Here is a 17,713-nt window from a genome sequence, read left to right as displayed (position 1 = left end):
TTAATTTATATTAATTGAACGTCAGTTGAAGTATTATGCAATTTAAAAAATTTCAGATAGAAGGTCCAGTTTTAATTGAACCTAAAGTTTTTGGAGATGAAAGAGGTTTTTTTTTGGAAACCTTTAAGGCATCTATTTTCGAAAAAGAAAACATACCATTTCAATTTTCCCAAGACAATCATTCTAGATCTTCTCGAGGGGTATTGAGGGGGATGCATCTGCAAATTCCTCCTTACGATCAAGGAAAGTTAGTCCGAGTAGTGAGAGGTAAGGTGATAGATGTGGTGGTAGACGTTAGGGTAGGTTCCCCCAATTATGGAAAATGGCTTTCCGTGGAATTATCTGAAGAAAATAAAAATATATTTTGGGTTCCTCCTGGATTTGCTCATGGATTTTTAACCTTAGAAGATAAAACAGATTTTTTATATAAAGTGACCGGAGAATACAGTCCTCAGAATGAGGTAGGAATTCGTTGGGATGATCCTGCGTTAGGTATTCCTTGGAAGACATGGTTGTCTGATTCTGAATTTATAGTATCTCAGAGGGACCAAGTGACTCCTTTTTTTGCAGACTTTAAAAGTCCATTCGTATATTAGAATATGATTTATTATACTGGAAAAAACGGTCAGTTAGGTTGGGAATTGGCCGAAAGATTTAAATCTAATGGATTGGAAGCAGTAGGATTTGGTAGGGAAGAATGGGATCTTGCAGATCTTGATTCTGCCGCACGAATTTTGAAGGATTCTCCTCGGATTTTAGTTCATTGTGGAGCTTATACTGCGGTAGATAAGGCAGAGTCCGACTCAGAGAACGCTTACAAAATCAATTCGTTATCTGTAAAAAAAATTTCGGAAGAATGTCTAAAAAGAAAAATCCATTTAATTTATATATCCACTGATTTTGTGTTTGATGCAAATTCGGAAACGATCGGTGATACGATTCGTTTTTGGAAACCGGATTCTACACTTTCTCCGAAAGGAATCTACGGATTGTCAAAGGCGGAAGGGGAAAAGTGGATTCGAAATACGTTTGCGAATTCTAAACAAGCAAATATAGTTCGTACCAGTTGGGTATATTCCTCTCATGGAAATAATTTTCCAAAAACAATTGTGAAACTTTTACAAGATTCCAATCGTCATGAATTAAGAGTGATCGAAGATCAATTGGGAAGACCTACTTGGGCTGGTAGGCTTGCGGATTTTATAATATTCTTAATTTATGGAATTCTAAAAGGAGAATCTTATCCTGAGATTCTACATTTTTCTAACTCAGGAGTTGCGAGCTGGTACGATTTTGCACTTGCGGTTCGGGATTTTTCACATTCTTTTTCATTGATAGAAAATTTGAAGCCGATTTATCCAATTCCTACGGAAGGTTATCCAACACCTGCACCTAGGCCTAGATATTCAATTTTAGATTTAGAAGAAACTCGAAAAATTTTTGGCGTTGTTCCGCATTGGAGAGAGGATTTAACCCTTTGTCTGAAAGAACTTGCCGAAGTTTCCGGAAAAAAAGTATGAAAAAAATTTTAGTTACGGGTGGAGCCGGTTTTATAGGTTCCAATTTTGTAAATCTCATCTTAAACGATACCAAAGAATATCAGGTAGTCGTATTCGATAAGCTGACTTATGCTGGAAATCTGAGAAGCTTGGAATCTTGGAAAAAAGATTCTCGATTTATTTTTGTAAAGGCAGATATCGCCAATAAAGAAGAGGTATCTTCGATCTTTCAAGAGCATAAATTTAATTACATTGCACACTTTGCGGCAGAAAGCCACGTAGATCGTTCTATTTCAGGACCGGAAGAATTCATCAAGACGAATGTGCTTGGTACTTTTTATCTTTTGGATGCTGCTAGACTACAATGGAATGGATCTTATGAAGGAAAAAAATTTCTTCATGTATCTACGGACGAAGTATTTGGAACGTTAGGAGATAGCGGATATTTCACAGAGGAAACTCCTTATGCACCTAATTCTCCTTATTCGGCCTCTAAAGCCAGTTCGGATCATATCGTAAGATCTTACTACCATACTTATCATATGCCGGTAGTGACTACAAATTGTTCCAATAATTATGGACCTTATCATTTTCCCGAAAAGTTGATTCCTTTGATGATTTTAAATTGTTTACAAGGAAAACCTCTACCCGTTTACGGAGACGGAAAGAATATTAGAGATTGGTTATATGTTAAGGATCATTGTGAGGCTCTACGTGTTGCTTTGTTCCAGGGATTGCCCGGGGAAACTTACAACATAGGAACTAGAAACGAAAAAAAGAATATAGACATAGTAGATTCCATTTGTTCCATTATGGACGAGTTGCATCCTTCGGGGGCTCCACATTCTAAATTGATTCAGTATGTAAAGGACAGACCAGGTCACGATTTTCGTTATGCAATTGATCCTTCCAAGATCGAAAAAGAATTGGGATGGAAGCCTAAATTTGCATTTGAATCGGCTTTAAAAGAAACTGTTCGGTGGTATTTAGAGAATGAATCTTGGTGGAAGGAAATTCTTTCCGGTCAATATAAAGAATATTATGAAAATCAGTACGAGAAACGTTAGATGAAATCTAGAAAAGGAATTATACTCGCAGGCGGTTCTGGAACAAGACTTTATCCGGTCACATACGTAGTTTCCAAACAACTTTTACCGGTTTATGATAAACCGATGATCTATTACCCACTAACAACGCTTATGCTAGCGGGTATCAAAGAAATACTTTTGATTTCCACACCTCAAGCTACTCCTATGTATAAAGAACTGTTAGGAGATGGAAAACAATGGGGAATTTCCATAGAATATGCGGTACAACCCAATCCGGGAGGATTGGCGCAAGCGTATTGGATCGGAGAAAATTTCGTCAACGGACATCCGTCTGTTTTGATTCTTGGAGATAATATCTATTTCGGTCATAATCTTGCTTCTCTTTTAGAAAACGCTTCTAAAAAAGAGAACGGTTCTACTGTGTTCGCGTATCCGGTTCATGATCCAGAAAGGTATGGAGTGGTAGAGTTTGATTCTGAAAGACGTGCGGTTTCGATCGAAGAAAAACCTTCTAAACCGAAATCTAATTATGCAGTCACTGGATTATATTTTTATGATGAAGAGGTTGTTAATATAGCTAAATCTATTAAACCTTCTGCAAGGGGAGAATTGGAGATTACAGACGTAAATAGGATTTATTTAGAAAGAGGAATTTTAAACGTTCAAGTGATGGGACGAGGGTATGCTTGGTTGGACACTGGGACTCACGAATCACTTTTAGAGGCATCTGTATTTATAGAAACGATTGAAAAAAGACAAGGACTTAAAGTTGCCTGCCCGGAAGAAATTGCGTTTAGAAAAGGTTTTATAGATGGATCTCAATTAGAAAAATTGATAAGTCCTCTTAAAAAAACAGGTTATGGAGAATATCTTGTAAAAGTACTTAATGAAAAGATTTACTAAATTTCATAGAGGCTTTACATTTTTAAATTGTTCGTTTCTTAATTTTACTATAAGCATATTATTTTCAGATTGTTATTGGATCGTGTAATTAGTGTTACCTTTTGAATCTAGGATATTTGATATAATCTTAATATTTCTCTTTGCAATAATGCATTACTTTAGTAGTATTTAAGAATCATCTTGCTCTAAATGACTTGCATTTAATATATTCAAAAGATTGAATTTTTATGGAATTGTTGAATCCTACTAACACAGTTTGAATTTTGCCAAAAATTCATCTTGAGATAAAAAGTCTGTCTTAAAATTTGAAAAGAAACCAATCATAGTCATTTTGATAATTTCATTATTAGAGTTGTTGAAAAATTCCATAGCAACAATTAACAAAACGCCTCAATCGACCGTTTCCATGAAATAGAAATCAATGGAAAATTAATTTTTCAACAATTCTATTAGAATAGTAGTTTTCACTAATTGTGTCGTATTAAAGTCTCAAGTTGTCTAAGAATTCATATTACTCATTCTTATAGAATTGAGTACCCACAACGTGCCATTTAACGTAAGTTCGGTATAATCTAATTCGAAAGCGATTGAGGCGAAGGAACTCAAGCAGAACGCTCTTTCAAACTTATCGTCTTACTCCCTGAATGTCGATCTTAGAGAAGTATTCGCTGAGTTTTCCGGGTTGAGTTTGAACTCAGCAAAACGCTTTCCTAAACTCAAATCTCGCTCCCAATGGTCGTTAGATAGGTCGTTTGACGGATCGAGTTCTATAACAAATTGAAATCATGAAAAGATTTTGTTTTTAAATGCCTCGATCAATTTGTTGATTGGAATTGAAATCGCGCGGTCTAGTAATGCCCGACTTTATTACACAGAATCCATATTATTGAAGTGTAAGCTTATTGAATCGGGTATTTTATTATATAGTTCTGAATAGATATTTTAAACCACGGTTTCAAAAAACAGACTTATTCTAATAAATGAAATATTATAATATTATAACAATTACATATAATTCCAAGAAATATATTTCTGCATTGGATCAATCCATGCAATTGCCTTCTAATTGGACTTGGATAATTTGGGACAATGATTCCAAGGATGGCACACAGGAGCAGCTTAAACTACTTTCCAAAAAAAATAAAAGATCGATCCATTTTAGTTCTAAAAATTTAGGTTTTGCGGGTGGAAACAACGAGGCGATCAAAGTGGCACCTAAGTCGGATTGGACTTTACTAATCAATCCGGATTCTCGCTTGAGCGATAATTTCTTTTCCGAATGCGAGAGGACACTCGAATCTAAGGGAAAAGAGTATTCTATCATTTCCTTTTTAATGCTTAAAGATAATCAAGAGGAAAAAAAGTTAATAGACGGGGCCGGGGATATTTATCACGTTTCTGGGGCTGCATGGAGAAGGGGGTATAAAAGAATTCTCTCTGAAGAATATCTAAGAGAATCTGAAATATTTTCTGCATGTGGTGGTGCGATGGCAATTCGAACAGAAGTATATGAAAGAATAGGCGGATTTGATTCTGATTTTTTCTGTTATATGGAAGATGTGGATCTAAGCTTTCGTGCTAGACTTATGGGAGAGAGAGTACTTTTTAGTCCGAACATTAAGGTTTATCATCACGGATTTGGATCTACCGAAGAAAAAAGTACTTTTTCCCTTTATTATGGTCTAAGAAACGCGTTAGTCGTTTATTGGAAAAATATGCCTCTGCCTTATGCTTTACGTTATATACTCCATCATATACTTTTTTTTGGAGTAAGTATTTGTTTTCATACAGTCTTTACGAGCCCTAAAATATTAGGAGTACCTTTTGGCTTTTTAAGAATGTTGCCTGGAATTATCCGTAAAAGATTAGATATTCAGAATATTCAGGGTAATAAATTTAGTAAAACTTTAATGTGGATGAACCGAGGATGGTTTACCCCGTTTCGTAAAAAATAGTAATATGCCAGAGAAATTTTCTCCATTAGCCGTCATTGTTACTTTTAATCCTGATATAAATTTAACTTATAAAAACGTACAAAATCTAAATTTAAATTCAGTTCCAGTTTTGATCGTAGATAATCGGTCAAAGAATGTGTCTGCGATTCGTTCTAAAATTAAAAAACAAAATTTTCTTATAGAGAATGAATCGAATCTGGGTTTGGGGTTTGCCCTAAATAGAGGAATTGAATATGCCCAGTCGAATTTATATACACACGTTTGGTTGTTTGATCAAGATAGCTTTTTAGAAATTTCGGCGATACGATTATTTCTTCAAAAAATTAGAGAATATGAAATTCAAAAATTTCCAAATGAGAAAGTTGCTTCTTATGGTCCTAATATATTTGATACAATCAAAAACCGTAATATTTATGGAATTCTAAAAGACGAAACCGGAATTTTAAATGCAAAGTTTCTAATAACTTCTGGAAGTTTTTATTCATTAGAAGTTTTAAAAGAAGTGGGTTTAATGTATCAAGATTTCTTTATAGACTATTTGGATTACGAGTGGTGCTTTCGGGCCAATGATAAAGGTTATGTTCATAAAATTATTTCCGATGTAAAAATGAAACATTCTATTGGGAGTGATTCTAGGAGTATATTCGGGATTTTTAAAGTTGCAATTCATTCGCCCTTTAGATGGTATTTTCTTTTTAGAAATGGAATTTATATTTGTAAAATGCCGCATATTCCGTTTCGATTTAAATTAGAAGTTGTTTTAAAAACAATCTTTCGATTTTTGATTTTGCCTATTTTTTCTGATTCTAAATATCAAACGTATCTTCATATTCTTTGCGGAATTTGTGATGGGATTACCGGAAGAAAATCTTCTTTTTATAAACATCTTGTAGGTGAAACTTTTTCTACAACTTAAAACAAATCTAAGTTCAAATACTTTTTTGTGAATTTTTAGAAAACTGAAAATGAAATAGAAAAACTGGGTCAGTCATTTTTGTTACTATTCGGACGCTTGGCATTTGTATCCAAAATTAACAATCAATTTTATAAAGATTAAAAAGTTCTCAAAAATTATGCCTAATCCGGATTTTGGTGTGAGTTCCCACATTTCTAAATTTAACTGTAAAACCCGCAAATTGTGTGAGTTCCCACATTTCTAAATTTAACTGTAAAACCCGCAAATTGTGTGAGTTCCCACATTTCTAAATTTAACTGTAAAACCCGCAAATTGTGTGAGTTCCCACATTTTCAATTTAACTGTAAAACCTGCAAATTGTGTGAGTTCCCACATTTCTAAGTTTTAACTGTAAAACCTGCAAATTGTATGAGTTCCCACATTTCTAAGTTTAACTGTAAAACCTGTAAATTGTGTGAGTTCCCACATTTTTAAAATATTAAACTGATAAAATTTACTTGAGGGCTGAATTTTGGAATTTGGAATTACCGTTTCGATTGTATTATATAAACCGAATGTATTAATTTTAAAAGAATCGCTTTTGTCTCTTCTGAACTCAATCACATATCAAATTTCTAATGCTTCAAAATCGATTTTATATAAAATCGAGATATTGGATAATACCCCACAATACGGAGAAGAAGTAAAAAATATAGTGAACGATTTAGAAAAAAAGTTTTCGTCCAAAAATCGTGTCAAATTTGAATACTTCCATTTTCCCGAAAATCTTGGATACGGAGTTGCCAATAACCGTTCTATTTTAAAATCAAATATGGAATTTCATTTAGTTCTCAATCCAGATATTAAAATGATTCCGGAAACATTGGATTTATGCGTTCGTTATTTGGAAGAACATCCAGGCTGCAACGCGGTAGTTCCTTCAGTTTGGGATTGGGAGAGTGATTCTAATAAAAAACGTAATATGCAATTTTTAGTAAAATCTTATCCCACTGTTTTTGTATTATTTTTGAGATCTTTTGCACCGGATATTTTAAAAAAGGTATTTCGAAAGTATTTAGATCAATACGATCTAAGGGATAAGGATTGGAATCAAATTCAGGAAGACGTATCTTTAATCAGCGGTTGTTTTATTTTTGCAAGAACAAAGTCTTTAAAACAAATCAGAGGATTTGACGAAAGATTTTTTTTGTATTTCGAGGATTTTGATCTTTCTATGCGTTTGAAGAGAAAGGATTACTTTCCAAAGATTCAAATTTATCACAAAGGTGGAAATTCGTCTAAAAAAGGCTTTTTACACGTAAGACTTTTTGTCATTTCTGCAATCCGTTTTTTTATGAAATTCGGTTGGAAACTAATTTAAAACATTATAAAATTCTACTTTTTATATATAAAATACTTGAATGAAACGTAATCTGATTTCGATGGTTTTGACTTTACTTACGGTCGGGATTCTATTTTTGATTCAGGTTCGATTTGGACTTCCTATAAATATTGCCATTATGAATTGTATTTTCGTTTTGGCCGCAGTATTTTGGGTTCTTGAACCTATTCCTGGATACGCCACTTCGATTCTTGTAATTTTTTTAGAAATTATTTTTTTTGCAAATCCTATCGGTGTTTCTTATTTTGAGTTTCCTCGAAATAAAAATCCATCAACTGCGGTCTTTCTTTCTTCTTTGGCGGATTCTTCTATCGTATTATTTTTAGGAGGATTTGTATTAGCAAAAGCTTGTGTAAAAACAGGCCTGGATCGTTTTTTTGCCAATAGAATCATTCGTAGATTTGGGGTTAAAAGTCATCAAGTACTTTTAGGTTTTATGTTTACCACCGGATTTATATCAATGTGGATGAGTAATACTGCGACTACTTCAATGATGATCGCTCTTTCTTTTCCTATGTTGCAGATGTTGCCGGAAAAAGAACCCTTTCGAAAAGCTTTGATATTGGGGATTCCGTTTGCGGCGAATATAGGAGGGGTAGGAACTCCAATAGGATCTCCTCCAAATATCATAGCGATGGGAATTTTAAGACAAGAAGGTATTGTTGTTTCTTTTGGGACTTGGATGTTTTTTGCGGTTCCACTTGTAATCGTTTTAATTTTATTTGCTTGGTTACTTCTTATGAAATTGTTTCCACAAAAAGACTTACTTGAATTAGTAGTTGAGTTTCAAGAGCCAGAAGAAGGAACTAAATCTTTTTCATTTAGAATAACTACAGTGATTTTTTTGGGAACGGTTCTTCTTTGGTTTACAGAAAATTTACACGGAATTCCTGCGGGGGTGGTTGCGCTTCTTCCTTTAATTTTATTTCCTGTATTTGGAATTTTAAATGAAAAAGATATTAACTCATTAGATTGGTCCGTTTTACTTTTGATTGCTGGTGGAATCGGAATTGGGGTGGGTTTTCAACAAAGTGGGATGAAGTTTTGGTTTTCTGAATTTTTAAAACCTATTATAAAACCAGAATATTCAGTAAGTGTATTGTTTTTACTTTGTGTTTTGGCTCTTTTGTTAAGTACATTTATGTCCAATACGGCGGCGACGAATCTTCTGGTCCCGTTTGCATTTCCTCTTTCCACTATTGTTCTTCCCGAGTCAAATGTGTATCTTTTGGAAGTGTGTTTAGGAATTGCACTTTCTGCCTCTTTGGCAATGTCTCTTCCTGTAAGTACTCCTCCCAATGCAATTGCATACTCGGTTGGAGGATTTGAAATTAAAGATATGATTCAAGCAGGTTTGCCGATTGGAATTTTGGGATTAATTTTGGTCTTAGCGGGATATTTTATATTTTTATAATTTTTTTTTAAGAATCTATTTCAAAATCTTAGGATGGATTTTGTTTTTTTTGAATATTCAATAAAATATGTCAGTTTCTATAGAAAATGTCACATTGAATAATTTATAGTTTTTTAATATTTCCTTATTGTTATTAGTTTGAATGGAGTTCACTCATTTTCAAAATTTATCTGCGAAATCGTAATAGTTTCTATAAATTAAGCATCTCGGAGCGATTTATACACTTTTGAATAATAGAGTGGTTAAAAGTTAGTTTTTTTCTATTAAAAAGAATAGAGTTTTTGAAAAATTCCATAGTGACATTAACAAAACTGCTTCAATTGCCGGTTTCCTTAAAATAGAAACAGATGGAGAATTAATTTTTCAACAATTCTAATAAAGAAAATCGTTTGTAGATATAGATTTCTAAACAACTCTAATATTAAAAATTATATGAGTTTTTACATCTTTATGAAATTAAAACATTTCGTTTTTATAGTTGTTCGATAGCTCTTGGGACAACTCATAATATTTTGTATTCAAATAGACATTTGCAATAAAAATTCGCGATATTCTATTCTCTAGTTTTGAATAGAATCATAAATTCTTATATATTTGCCTTTTAAAATCGGAAACAGATTTTTATTTTATTTCGCTTTTGTTGTATCGTTTTCAAATCAAACTGATTCCTACTGATTTTTTACTTCTCATATCCACAACTATAAAATAAAATATTTAAAATTCGGCCTCTAAAATAGAGATTGTTTTTAAATTTATAATAATTTTATTATATAGAAATTGTTGAGGTCTTCAATTTACGCCTGAGTTTGTTTAGATACGAAAATTTATTATATATTTTTTAATAGAAGTTATCTCAAAAATATCTTAAAGTGATTGAAATCGACATTTTAAATAAAAATAAAGTGATTCTAATATAAATCTACTTAAAAGATTTTGAATTTAGAAAATCTTTATAAAACTATCCCCATCAAATTTCTGCCCGAAATCGATCTCTGTTTTGTGATCACCATTCATAAAATTAAAAAAAATCCCTTTAAATTTTGGGAACGAATTTTAAAAAATCTCAAGAACAAGAAGTTCTAAAATTTCTTGTTTTTTTCTTGCAATTTCCCATATTTATGGGACTGTAAATATGTGAAAACTACACTGGAAATACCGGATTTACTATATAAAAAAGCAAAAATAAAAGCCGCAGAAAGGGGAATTTCCATGCGGGCTTTGGTAATTGAGGCTTTAGAATATAATCTAAAGACAGAAGAGGTCTTCAAAAAAGAAAAGACGGCCTCTAAGTTTGTCACGAACTCTTATGGATGGCCCGTTCTTTCTAAAAAGAAAGGTGTCAAGGTAACTAACAAAGTTATCAATACAATTAAGGAGGAAGAAGGTTAAGTGAAATATCTTTTAGATGTGAATGTTTTGATTTCCTTATGTGACTCTAATCATGTTTTTCATGAAAAAGCTTGGAAATGGTTTGATCGAAAGGCTAGAAATGGTTGGGCTACTTGTCCGATCACTCAGAACGCTTTGGTTAGAATTATGAGTCATTCCTCTTATCCAGGGAATCCTGGCGGAGTTGAGGTCGTTTCTGCCATTTTACATTCTCTTTTAAAAGTAAAAGGACATCAGTTTATTCCGGATAATATTTCCATCAATTCTTCTTTATTTTATTTGAATATAGTTTCTGTCAGTTCTAAACAAATTACGGACGTTTATTTATTGGCGTTAAGTGTTCATCATAAAGTCAAGTTTGCCACTTTCGATTCTAAAATTCCTTATGACTCGGTTGATCGCGGAAAAGAACATTTAGAGTTGATCGCCGCTTAGATTTTCCTTACAAAAGAATTTTTTTTCGAATCTTTCCATTCCATTTTTAAAGACGCTTGCTAATAAGGATCGATCGGATTCTTCGATTTAAGTTAAAGATAGCAAAAAAGAATTCTGAGAAATACTTGGAAGTTCCGGACGTAGCGTTTTATTACGGTTGGATCCGCCGTTAAAAACCAAGATAGGATTCTTTTTCGGATTTACTATGTTAAAAAAACTAAAATAAAAGTTATGAAAGAGTTTTTAGAAAGATTCATCAAACGCAGAAAAAGGATTCAAAACAAATGCAAGATCTTCTCTTAAAAGCGATTAGCGCCGAAGACGAATTACAAATTCAGGAACTCATTGCAAAGGGCGCCGATCCCAATCAAATGATCTATGTCCGAAGCCTTAAAGTCCCTCTTTGGTTTAGCGCTTTGCCGATTAGTTTCTCCGGAGGGGTAAAATTCAAATCGAACGCGTTACGCGCTCTTTTATCCTCGGGCGCGGATTTAAATGCTCTTTCCAATTCGGGTGAGAGCGCCATGGAAACCTTGCTTTATTATTGTAAGGACGATACTCGATTTGAAGAGTCCGCAAAAGCTCTACTGGATGCGGGTATAGATTTAAACGCACACAAGGAGGAGAGTAGTAGCATACTGAGAAGTGCGGTTTACGCAAAGACAGCGAGTGTACGAAAAGTTTCCTTTCTTCTCCAAGCGGGAGCAGACGTAAATCTCGCCGATAAAAAAAACGGGGAAACTCCTTTGATTCGTGCCTGTATCGATTCCGATACGAACGGGGAAGTGATGCTTGAAATCGTTCGACTTTTGATCCGAGCTGGTGCCGACGTGAACGCTCAAGAAACTTGGAAGGGTTGGTCCTCCTTGATGTGGGTCGCAAAACACGGAAATATGGAAGTGGCAAAGCTTCTAGCGGGCGCGAATTTAAAAGCGGAAAGTCTAAAGGGAGATACAAACTCTTATCTGATCGCCTATGAAAACAAACATCAGGATTTTGTTTCGTGGTTGGAAGAACAAGGAGCCAAAGATACGAGCGATCGGATGTTTCGGATTTTGCAACGGGATTATATTCAAAAAAGTGCATGGTCAGAATCGGTCGACGCCGGTTTGAAAGCCATTAAAGCTTTTCCGGAAGACGGGATCGTATGCAATCATCTTTCGTTTGCGTATCGAAACTTAGGTAGATATGAAGATTCCGTTTCTTGGGCTCGCAGATCTCTCTCGTTTTCCTTCGATCTGGAGGCTCTGAATCTACTGATCGCAAATTACATCCATTTACAAAAATCGGATCTTGCAATTTTAGAATGTAAAAAATATCGAACTCAGATTTTGGAAAGTGGAAAAGACATCGGACAAGTGTTCACGAATCTATTGGTGGCGTATTTCATAGAAAACCGGTCTCAGGAAGCGATCGATTTTTTAGGCGATCCGTGGAAGATTCAAACGCAAGAATCGGTCTTCTTTCTAAATTTGGCCTGTATTTATGTAAAATTGGAAAATCACTCTTCGGCAATCCGAAGCCTATTTGAGGCTGTTCGTCTCAAGTATCCGATCGAAAAATTAAAAAAGGACGAGGATCTGAAACCTTTGACGGAGAATACGGCGTTTCAAATTTTGCTAAAAGGAAATTTTGAGAGGTTGGAGAGTGAAACGTTCTTTCTAGAAAACGATTGTGTCGAATTGGTTCGGGACCGTTTACAAGTGGAAGAACGTAAAATGTTCGAAGGAAAAGAGATCCAAAGAACTCGTTTCGAATTTTCGCTTCCTTACGAGGTCTTGCTTAAATATGCCGAATTCAAAGACCATTATATTCAATCCGGTTGGGAGTTGAAGTCGGATCGACTTTCACCCGTTGAGGAAGATCTGGTGGTGGAGCTTGACGACGTTCTAAAGAAGTTTCAAACCGATCAAAAGATCGGGGCAATTTTATTGGAATGGGATTACGAAGAGGAGGACTATTCGTATTATCTTTGTATTGAAACCTATCAAAGCCTAGAAAAGGCTCGAAATAGATATTCCTCGTATCAAGGAACCAATAAAAACACGATTTTTGAATGTAATCTAGAAACTATGTATAGAATTTATTCTAAAGGATCGTTTGAGAGAGTGGTGGAGCGTGTGATGAACGGAGAAGGTTTTCGTAAGAAAGAAAAATTATCCCCGTTTTTTTTCGTTCATGCAGAACACGATTCCGGAAACGAGTTTGGGATCGAACGGAGCATTTCATCTTCTTGAATGAGAGAGATTTTGTAATCGAAGAATGACTATTTAGAATTGAAGAGGAGAACGGAATTTCACTAGGACCTATCTTCTGTTTTTTCGAATCGATGGATCAATCTGAACTTTATTTTTGAGTTGAAGACGTTTTCGTAAAAACGAAGTCTACAAATTTTGATGTAATTCCGTTTGTAAATTGGCGTCCTTTCGAATCCCGTTCCGTTTAATTTTTTATGTTTGATTGGAGAGTTCAACCAAGATTCGATCTGTTTATTTTGGTTTCTGGATGACTTCTATTTAGATTTTGATTTGAATTTTTCAAACGCAGAGAAAGTAAAAGGCGATTCTCTCGAAAAAAAATCTTTCCAATCCTAAGCGAATGGAATAGTTTAGCACCAGTGCTTTTTTTGTTCCCGATTCTTCGAAGGTTTCGAATTTTAATACTGAAGCTTTTTGGATTCTGCTTCTTCTGCGGATTGGGACTTCTTTCCTGTCTTCCTGGATTTTTAAAGGAGTCTAGTACCGAAAATTCTCAGGTCAATTCATCATCTACTTTTGAGACTCTTCAAGACAAGATCGATTCCGTTTTACACCCAGATCATAATCAAGATCCAGGGCTTCTCAAGTTACTTGCTGGAGGAGACGTTATGTTCAATTGGGGTATTCGGGATACAATTCGTAAACACGGAGAGATTGCGCCGGTAGAAGGTCTTAGACCACTTTTTAATGAAGCAGACTTTAGAATGATCAATTTGGAAACTCCGATAGTTGCTTCTAAGACGGAAGAATCTAAAAAAGCTTATATATTTACGGCCCACGAAAAAGATTTAAATTCTCTCAAATATTTGGGAGTGGATATGGTATTTTTAGGAAATAATCATTCCTTTGATCATGGGCAACAAGGAATGAACGAGACTTTAGATATATTAAATAAAAATAATATTTTATTTGTAGGCGCGGGAAAAAAACTTCCTGAAGTCTTAGAACCTTTAAATCTAAATCTAAAAGGTTCGGATCTGCGAATCCATTCCGTGACCGCAATCGCCGAACAGACTCACTATGCTACTGCGACAAGATCTGGAGTGGCTCCTTTTTTATTTCCTTCTTTGAGAGCTACGTTTTTTGAAAAAAATATTCTTCCTAAAAATCATTCTACTCCGGTTCGTATTGTTTCTTTACACTGGGGTGTGGAATATTCTCCGTTTCCGACCTCAGATCAAAGAAAAATAGCGAGATCCTTGATCGATTCCGGCGTAAAGATAGTGATCGGTCATCATCCTCATATTCCTCAGGGTGTGGAAGTTTATAAAGGAGGGGTGATTTTGTATTCTTTAGGAAATTTGATTTTTGGAAGTAGAAATTCTTACCTCAATCACAATTTGATCGCTATTTTGCATATTCGTAATAATCATTTAGAACGTGTTGAGCTGGTACCTATTTTCGGAAAATTCCAAAAAGAAGATCATAAGATCCGACCTGTAAAGGGAGTAGAAGCACAGGAGTTCTTACATGAAATTGCAGTTCTTTCTGCTGAACTGGGAACAAAACTCAGGGTAGAAGGAGATAGAGCCTTTCTAGATCTTCCGACAAATTCTACCTTGACCCCTGTCTCTAAACGCAAAAAATAGGCTAAATTATCGGTTCTTCTGCTCGTCGCAAACCGCAGACGGGCTATAACCATAGGAGAAACTTTTGAGAAACTACGAACTCACCACAATTACACGTGTGAGCTCTCGGGAAGTTGCAAAGTCCGAAATTCAGGAAACTTTGAAAAAACATTCCGTGAGCGTCACAGCCGAAGAAGATTGGGGCCAAAGAAAACTCTGGCATCCGATTAAACATGAAGAACAGGGAATCTTTCACCACTATAAATGTAGCGCAGATCCAAACGCCATTGAAAAAGTGGAAAAGGAATTCTTAATCAATCAAAATATTCTTCGTTCTATGGTCGTTCGCCTCCATGGCTAATGATATTAATAGAGTAACTTTAGTCGGGCGTTTCACGCGCGACCCTGAATTCAAATCGATCAATGGAACCTCTTTGGTAAACTTTTCCTTAGCAAATGGTAGAACCTATGTGTCTAACGGAGAAAAAAGAGAAGAGTCCCACTTTTTCGATTGTGAAGTCTGGGGAAAACCGGCTGATATTATTCAACAATACTGCAAAAAAGGAAAGCAGATTGCTATTGAAGGAAGATTGAAACAAGATACATGGGAAACTCCAGAAGGAAAAAAAGCGTCTCGAATCCGGATTGTTGTAGAGAATTTTCAACTTCTAGGTTCTAAAGACGATTCTTCAAGTGGATCTTCTGTTTCCTCTTCTCCAGCATCTGCTGGAGGAAATTCATATCCATCTTCTCCGGAATACTATAACGCCGCAGCGGATGGTGGTGACGACGACATACCGTTTTAATGAGGTAATTTATGAGCGAGAATGAAATTAAAGAAGAACGTTCCGAAAGACCGGAGCAAGGTGACCTTTCCGCAGAAATGGAAGGGAAACCACAGAGAAAACAGAATAAATACAAGAAAAAAGTCTGCCGTTTTACTGCAGATCCAGAGCTTGCCAAACAAATCAATTATAAGAATATCGAACTTTTGGAAAGATTTATTACCAATCGTGGTAAAATCATTCCTAGAAGAATTACCGGAACCAGCGCTCGTTATCAAAGGGTTCTTGCACGAGAAATTCGCAAGGCGAGAAGTATCGGTCTTCTACCTTACAAGGTAAATTGAGGTACGAACATGAGAGTGATCTTACAAAAAGACGTTATTAATTTAGGAGATGCAGGAGATCTAAAGGAAGTTGCAGACGGTTATGCTAGAAACTTTCTTTTTCCTAAAAGACTTGCGGTTCGTGCTAACGAAGGAAATACAAAAGCCGCTCTTCACCAAAAGAAGTTAGGTGAACTCAAAAGAGAAAAACGTAAAAAAGCGATGGAAGACGTGGGCGGGAATCTGAACGGTAAAGAATACGAGATTCTAGTAAAAACCGGTGGAGGAGAGAAGTTATTCGGAGCCGTAACTCCGATCGACGTGGCCTCTATTCTGAAAAAGAACGGCTTCGAATTGGATAAAAGAAAAATCGAAATCGCTGAGCCAATCCGTAATTTAGGTTCCTATAAAATCAAGATTCGTCTTGCAGAGGGAATTCAACCTACAATTACTCTACACGTTAAAAAAGAAGAAGAGTAATTTTTATTTAAGGGACCATGCAGTCCGACTCCTTATATGAACCGGAATCCGAAAAAGCCTTTTTAGGATTCTTGCTTCTTAAAGGAGCAGATAATCTAATCGACATTCCGGTTGCTCCGGAAGACTTTTATGTAGATCTGCATAGAAGAGTTTATCGAGCAATCGGAGATCTTGTAGACAAACGGATTACTATTGATCCGGTTTCTGTTTTAAACTTTCTCAAAGAAAACTCTCTTCTCAAAGACGAAGAAAAAGAATTTAATTATATCTATTCTCTTTACCGAGACACGGTAGTTACTCAACCACTTGCTTACTACGCGGTTAGGATCAAACGTTTTTCCGAAAGAAGAATGTATTCCAAGATTCTTCAAGAATCTTTGGAACTGATCCGCAAAGAACCTGGAGACAACGAATCCGTTTTTAATACGGTTGAAAAAAATCTTACCGAAATTTCCAGAAACATAGACGCTAAGGGTCTTCTTCCGGTCTCCTCTGATAAGGCCGCTCTTTCCGATTACATCATGGAAATCATGAAAAATCGGGGACAGATCACCGGTCTTCGCACCAATTTTACTAAGTTAGACGAAGCCACTTCTGGTCTGAAAGAACACGAACTGATGATTTTGGCGGCTCGTCCCGGTAACGGTAAAACTACATTTGCTCTGAACATAGCGTCTAACGTGGCTTTGGTGTACAATCAACCGGTTGTTATATTTTCTTTAGAGATGAGTCGGATTGAACTTCTCCTCAAGATGGTTTGTGCCGATTCCCAAGTAGAATCGATGAAACTGAAAAAATCGGAACTTACCAGAGCAGACGCTCCTAAACTTTTAGAATCTATCGTTCGTGTTACTGCTGCTCCGATCTACATAGACGATTCTGGTGGTTTGACGATAGACGATTTTAAAGGTAGGGTTCGTAAACTTTTGACCACCGAAAAGATTGGTCTTATCGTTGTGGACTATCTACAACTTATGAGCGATCCTAAAAATAAAGACGGTGGTCGTCAGCAAGAGGTAGCTTCCATTTCTCGTTCTCTTAAACAAATGGCAAAAGAAGCCAGATGTCCTATCATCGCTCTTTCTCAGATGTCTCGTGCGGTGGAGCAGAGATCTAAGGATCAAAAACCTCAACTCTCCGACTTACGGGAGTCAGGTGCAATCGAACAAGACGCGGATATCGTTTCTTTTATCTATCGAGAAGAAAAAGTAAAAGGAGAAGACGAAATCAGTCCGGAGATGAGAGGTAAGGCGGAAATTATCATCGCTAAAAATCGTTCTGGTCCTATTGGTTCTTTTCATCTTGCTTTTAGGCCCGAGCTTAGCAGATTTGATAATATAGATTAATTTTATAAGTTT

The 17,713-nt window shown here is 35.6% G+C and carries 17 protein-coding genes; all 17 read left to right on the top strand.

Going from position 1 to position 17,713, the window contains the following annotated elements:
- Positions 1-35: 35 nt before the first annotated feature.
- The gene (rfbC, locus tag BW942_RS04695) at positions 36-596 is read left to right on the top strand and encodes a dTDP-4-dehydrorhamnose 3,5-epimerase (RefSeq protein WP_001159758.1); all 561 of its coding nucleotides are present in this window, start codon (positions 36-38) and stop codon (positions 594-596) included.
- Positions 597-599: 3 nt separating this feature from the next.
- Complete coding sequence (gene rfbD / locus BW942_RS04690; RefSeq protein WP_000642158.1) at positions 600-1,520, top strand: dTDP-4-dehydrorhamnose reductase; 921 nt, start codon at positions 600-602, stop codon at positions 1,518-1,520.
- Positions 1,517-2,566: a dTDP-glucose 4,6-dehydratase gene (rfbB, locus tag BW942_RS04685; RefSeq protein ID WP_000723090.1), complete on the top strand. Its 1,050-nt coding sequence runs from the start codon at positions 1,517-1,519 to the stop codon at positions 2,564-2,566. The genes rfbD and rfbB overlap by 4 nt, the downstream gene beginning before the upstream one ends.
- Complete coding sequence (gene rfbA, locus BW942_RS04680) at positions 2,567-3,451, top strand: glucose-1-phosphate thymidylyltransferase RfbA (RefSeq protein ID WP_000842260.1); 885 nt, start codon at positions 2,567-2,569, stop codon at positions 3,449-3,451.
- 980 nt (positions 3,452-4,431) lie between these two features.
- On the top strand, positions 4,432-5,406 hold the full coding sequence (locus BW942_RS04675; protein WP_000878673.1) for a glycosyltransferase family 2 protein: 975 nt from the start codon (positions 4,432-4,434) through the stop codon (positions 5,404-5,406).
- A 4-nt stretch (positions 5,407-5,410) separates the two neighbouring features.
- Positions 5,411-6,322, top strand: coding sequence for a glycosyltransferase family 2 protein (locus tag BW942_RS04670; protein WP_001114267.1), 912 nt, complete (start codon positions 5,411-5,413; stop codon positions 6,320-6,322).
- Between the two features lie 511 nt (positions 6,323-6,833).
- Entirely contained in the window at positions 6,834-7,682 is an 849-nt protein-coding gene (locus tag BW942_RS04665) for a glycosyltransferase (RefSeq protein WP_000394235.1), read from the top strand.
- A gap of 40 nt (positions 7,683-7,722) precedes the next feature.
- Complete coding sequence (locus tag BW942_RS04660) at positions 7,723-9,117, top strand: DASS family sodium-coupled anion symporter (protein WP_000827971.1); 1,395 nt, start codon at positions 7,723-7,725, stop codon at positions 9,115-9,117.
- 1,152 nt (positions 9,118-10,269) lie between these two features.
- Positions 10,270-10,506, top strand: a complete 237-nt coding sequence (locus BW942_RS04655; protein ID WP_223809838.1) for an antitoxin — start codon at positions 10,270-10,272, stop codon at positions 10,504-10,506.
- Entirely contained in the window at positions 10,507-10,941 is a 435-nt protein-coding gene (locus BW942_RS04650) for a TA system VapC family ribonuclease toxin (RefSeq protein ID WP_000876271.1), read from the top strand.
- 284 nt (positions 10,942-11,225) lie between these two features.
- Positions 11,226-13,178 carry an ankyrin repeat domain-containing protein gene (locus tag BW942_RS04645; protein WP_001153324.1) on the top strand — a complete coding sequence of 651 codons (1,953 nt, stop codon included), beginning with the start codon at positions 11,226-11,228 and terminating at the stop codon, positions 13,176-13,178.
- Positions 13,179-13,636: 458 nt separating this feature from the next.
- Positions 13,637-14,788: a CapA family protein gene (locus BW942_RS04640; RefSeq protein WP_001983041.1), complete on the top strand. Its 1,152-nt coding sequence runs from the start codon at positions 13,637-13,639 to the stop codon at positions 14,786-14,788.
- 64 nt (positions 14,789-14,852) lie between these two features.
- Positions 14,853-15,128, top strand: coding sequence for a 30S ribosomal protein S6 (gene rpsF, locus BW942_RS04635; RefSeq protein WP_001246923.1), 276 nt, complete (start codon positions 14,853-14,855; stop codon positions 15,126-15,128).
- A complete protein-coding gene (locus BW942_RS04630; protein WP_001262509.1) occupies positions 15,121-15,573 on the top strand; it encodes a single-stranded DNA-binding protein in 453 nt (150 codons plus the stop codon). Before rpsF ends, BW942_RS04630 begins: the two co-directional genes overlap by 8 nt.
- A gap of 11 nt (positions 15,574-15,584) precedes the next feature.
- Positions 15,585-15,896, top strand: coding sequence for a 30S ribosomal protein S18 (gene rpsR, locus BW942_RS04625; RefSeq protein WP_001293444.1), 312 nt, complete (start codon positions 15,585-15,587; stop codon positions 15,894-15,896).
- A 9-nt stretch (positions 15,897-15,905) separates the two neighbouring features.
- Positions 15,906-16,355 carry a 50S ribosomal protein L9 gene (rplI, locus tag BW942_RS04620; RefSeq protein WP_001263864.1) on the top strand — a complete coding sequence of 150 codons (450 nt, stop codon included), beginning with the start codon at positions 15,906-15,908 and terminating at the stop codon, positions 16,353-16,355.
- A 17-nt stretch (positions 16,356-16,372) separates the two neighbouring features.
- On the top strand, positions 16,373-17,701 hold the full coding sequence (gene dnaB, locus BW942_RS04615) for a replicative DNA helicase (protein ID WP_001190299.1): 1,329 nt from the start codon (positions 16,373-16,375) through the stop codon (positions 17,699-17,701).
- Positions 17,702-17,713 lie beyond the last annotated feature (12 nt).

It is taken from the genome of Leptospira interrogans, assembly GCF_900156205.1.
Classification (GTDB): domain Bacteria; phylum Spirochaetota; class Leptospiria; order Leptospirales; family Leptospiraceae; genus Leptospira; species Leptospira interrogans.
The sequence above is the reverse complement of the archived record's forward strand: the minus strand, read 5'-3'. Positions and strand labels throughout refer to the sequence as shown.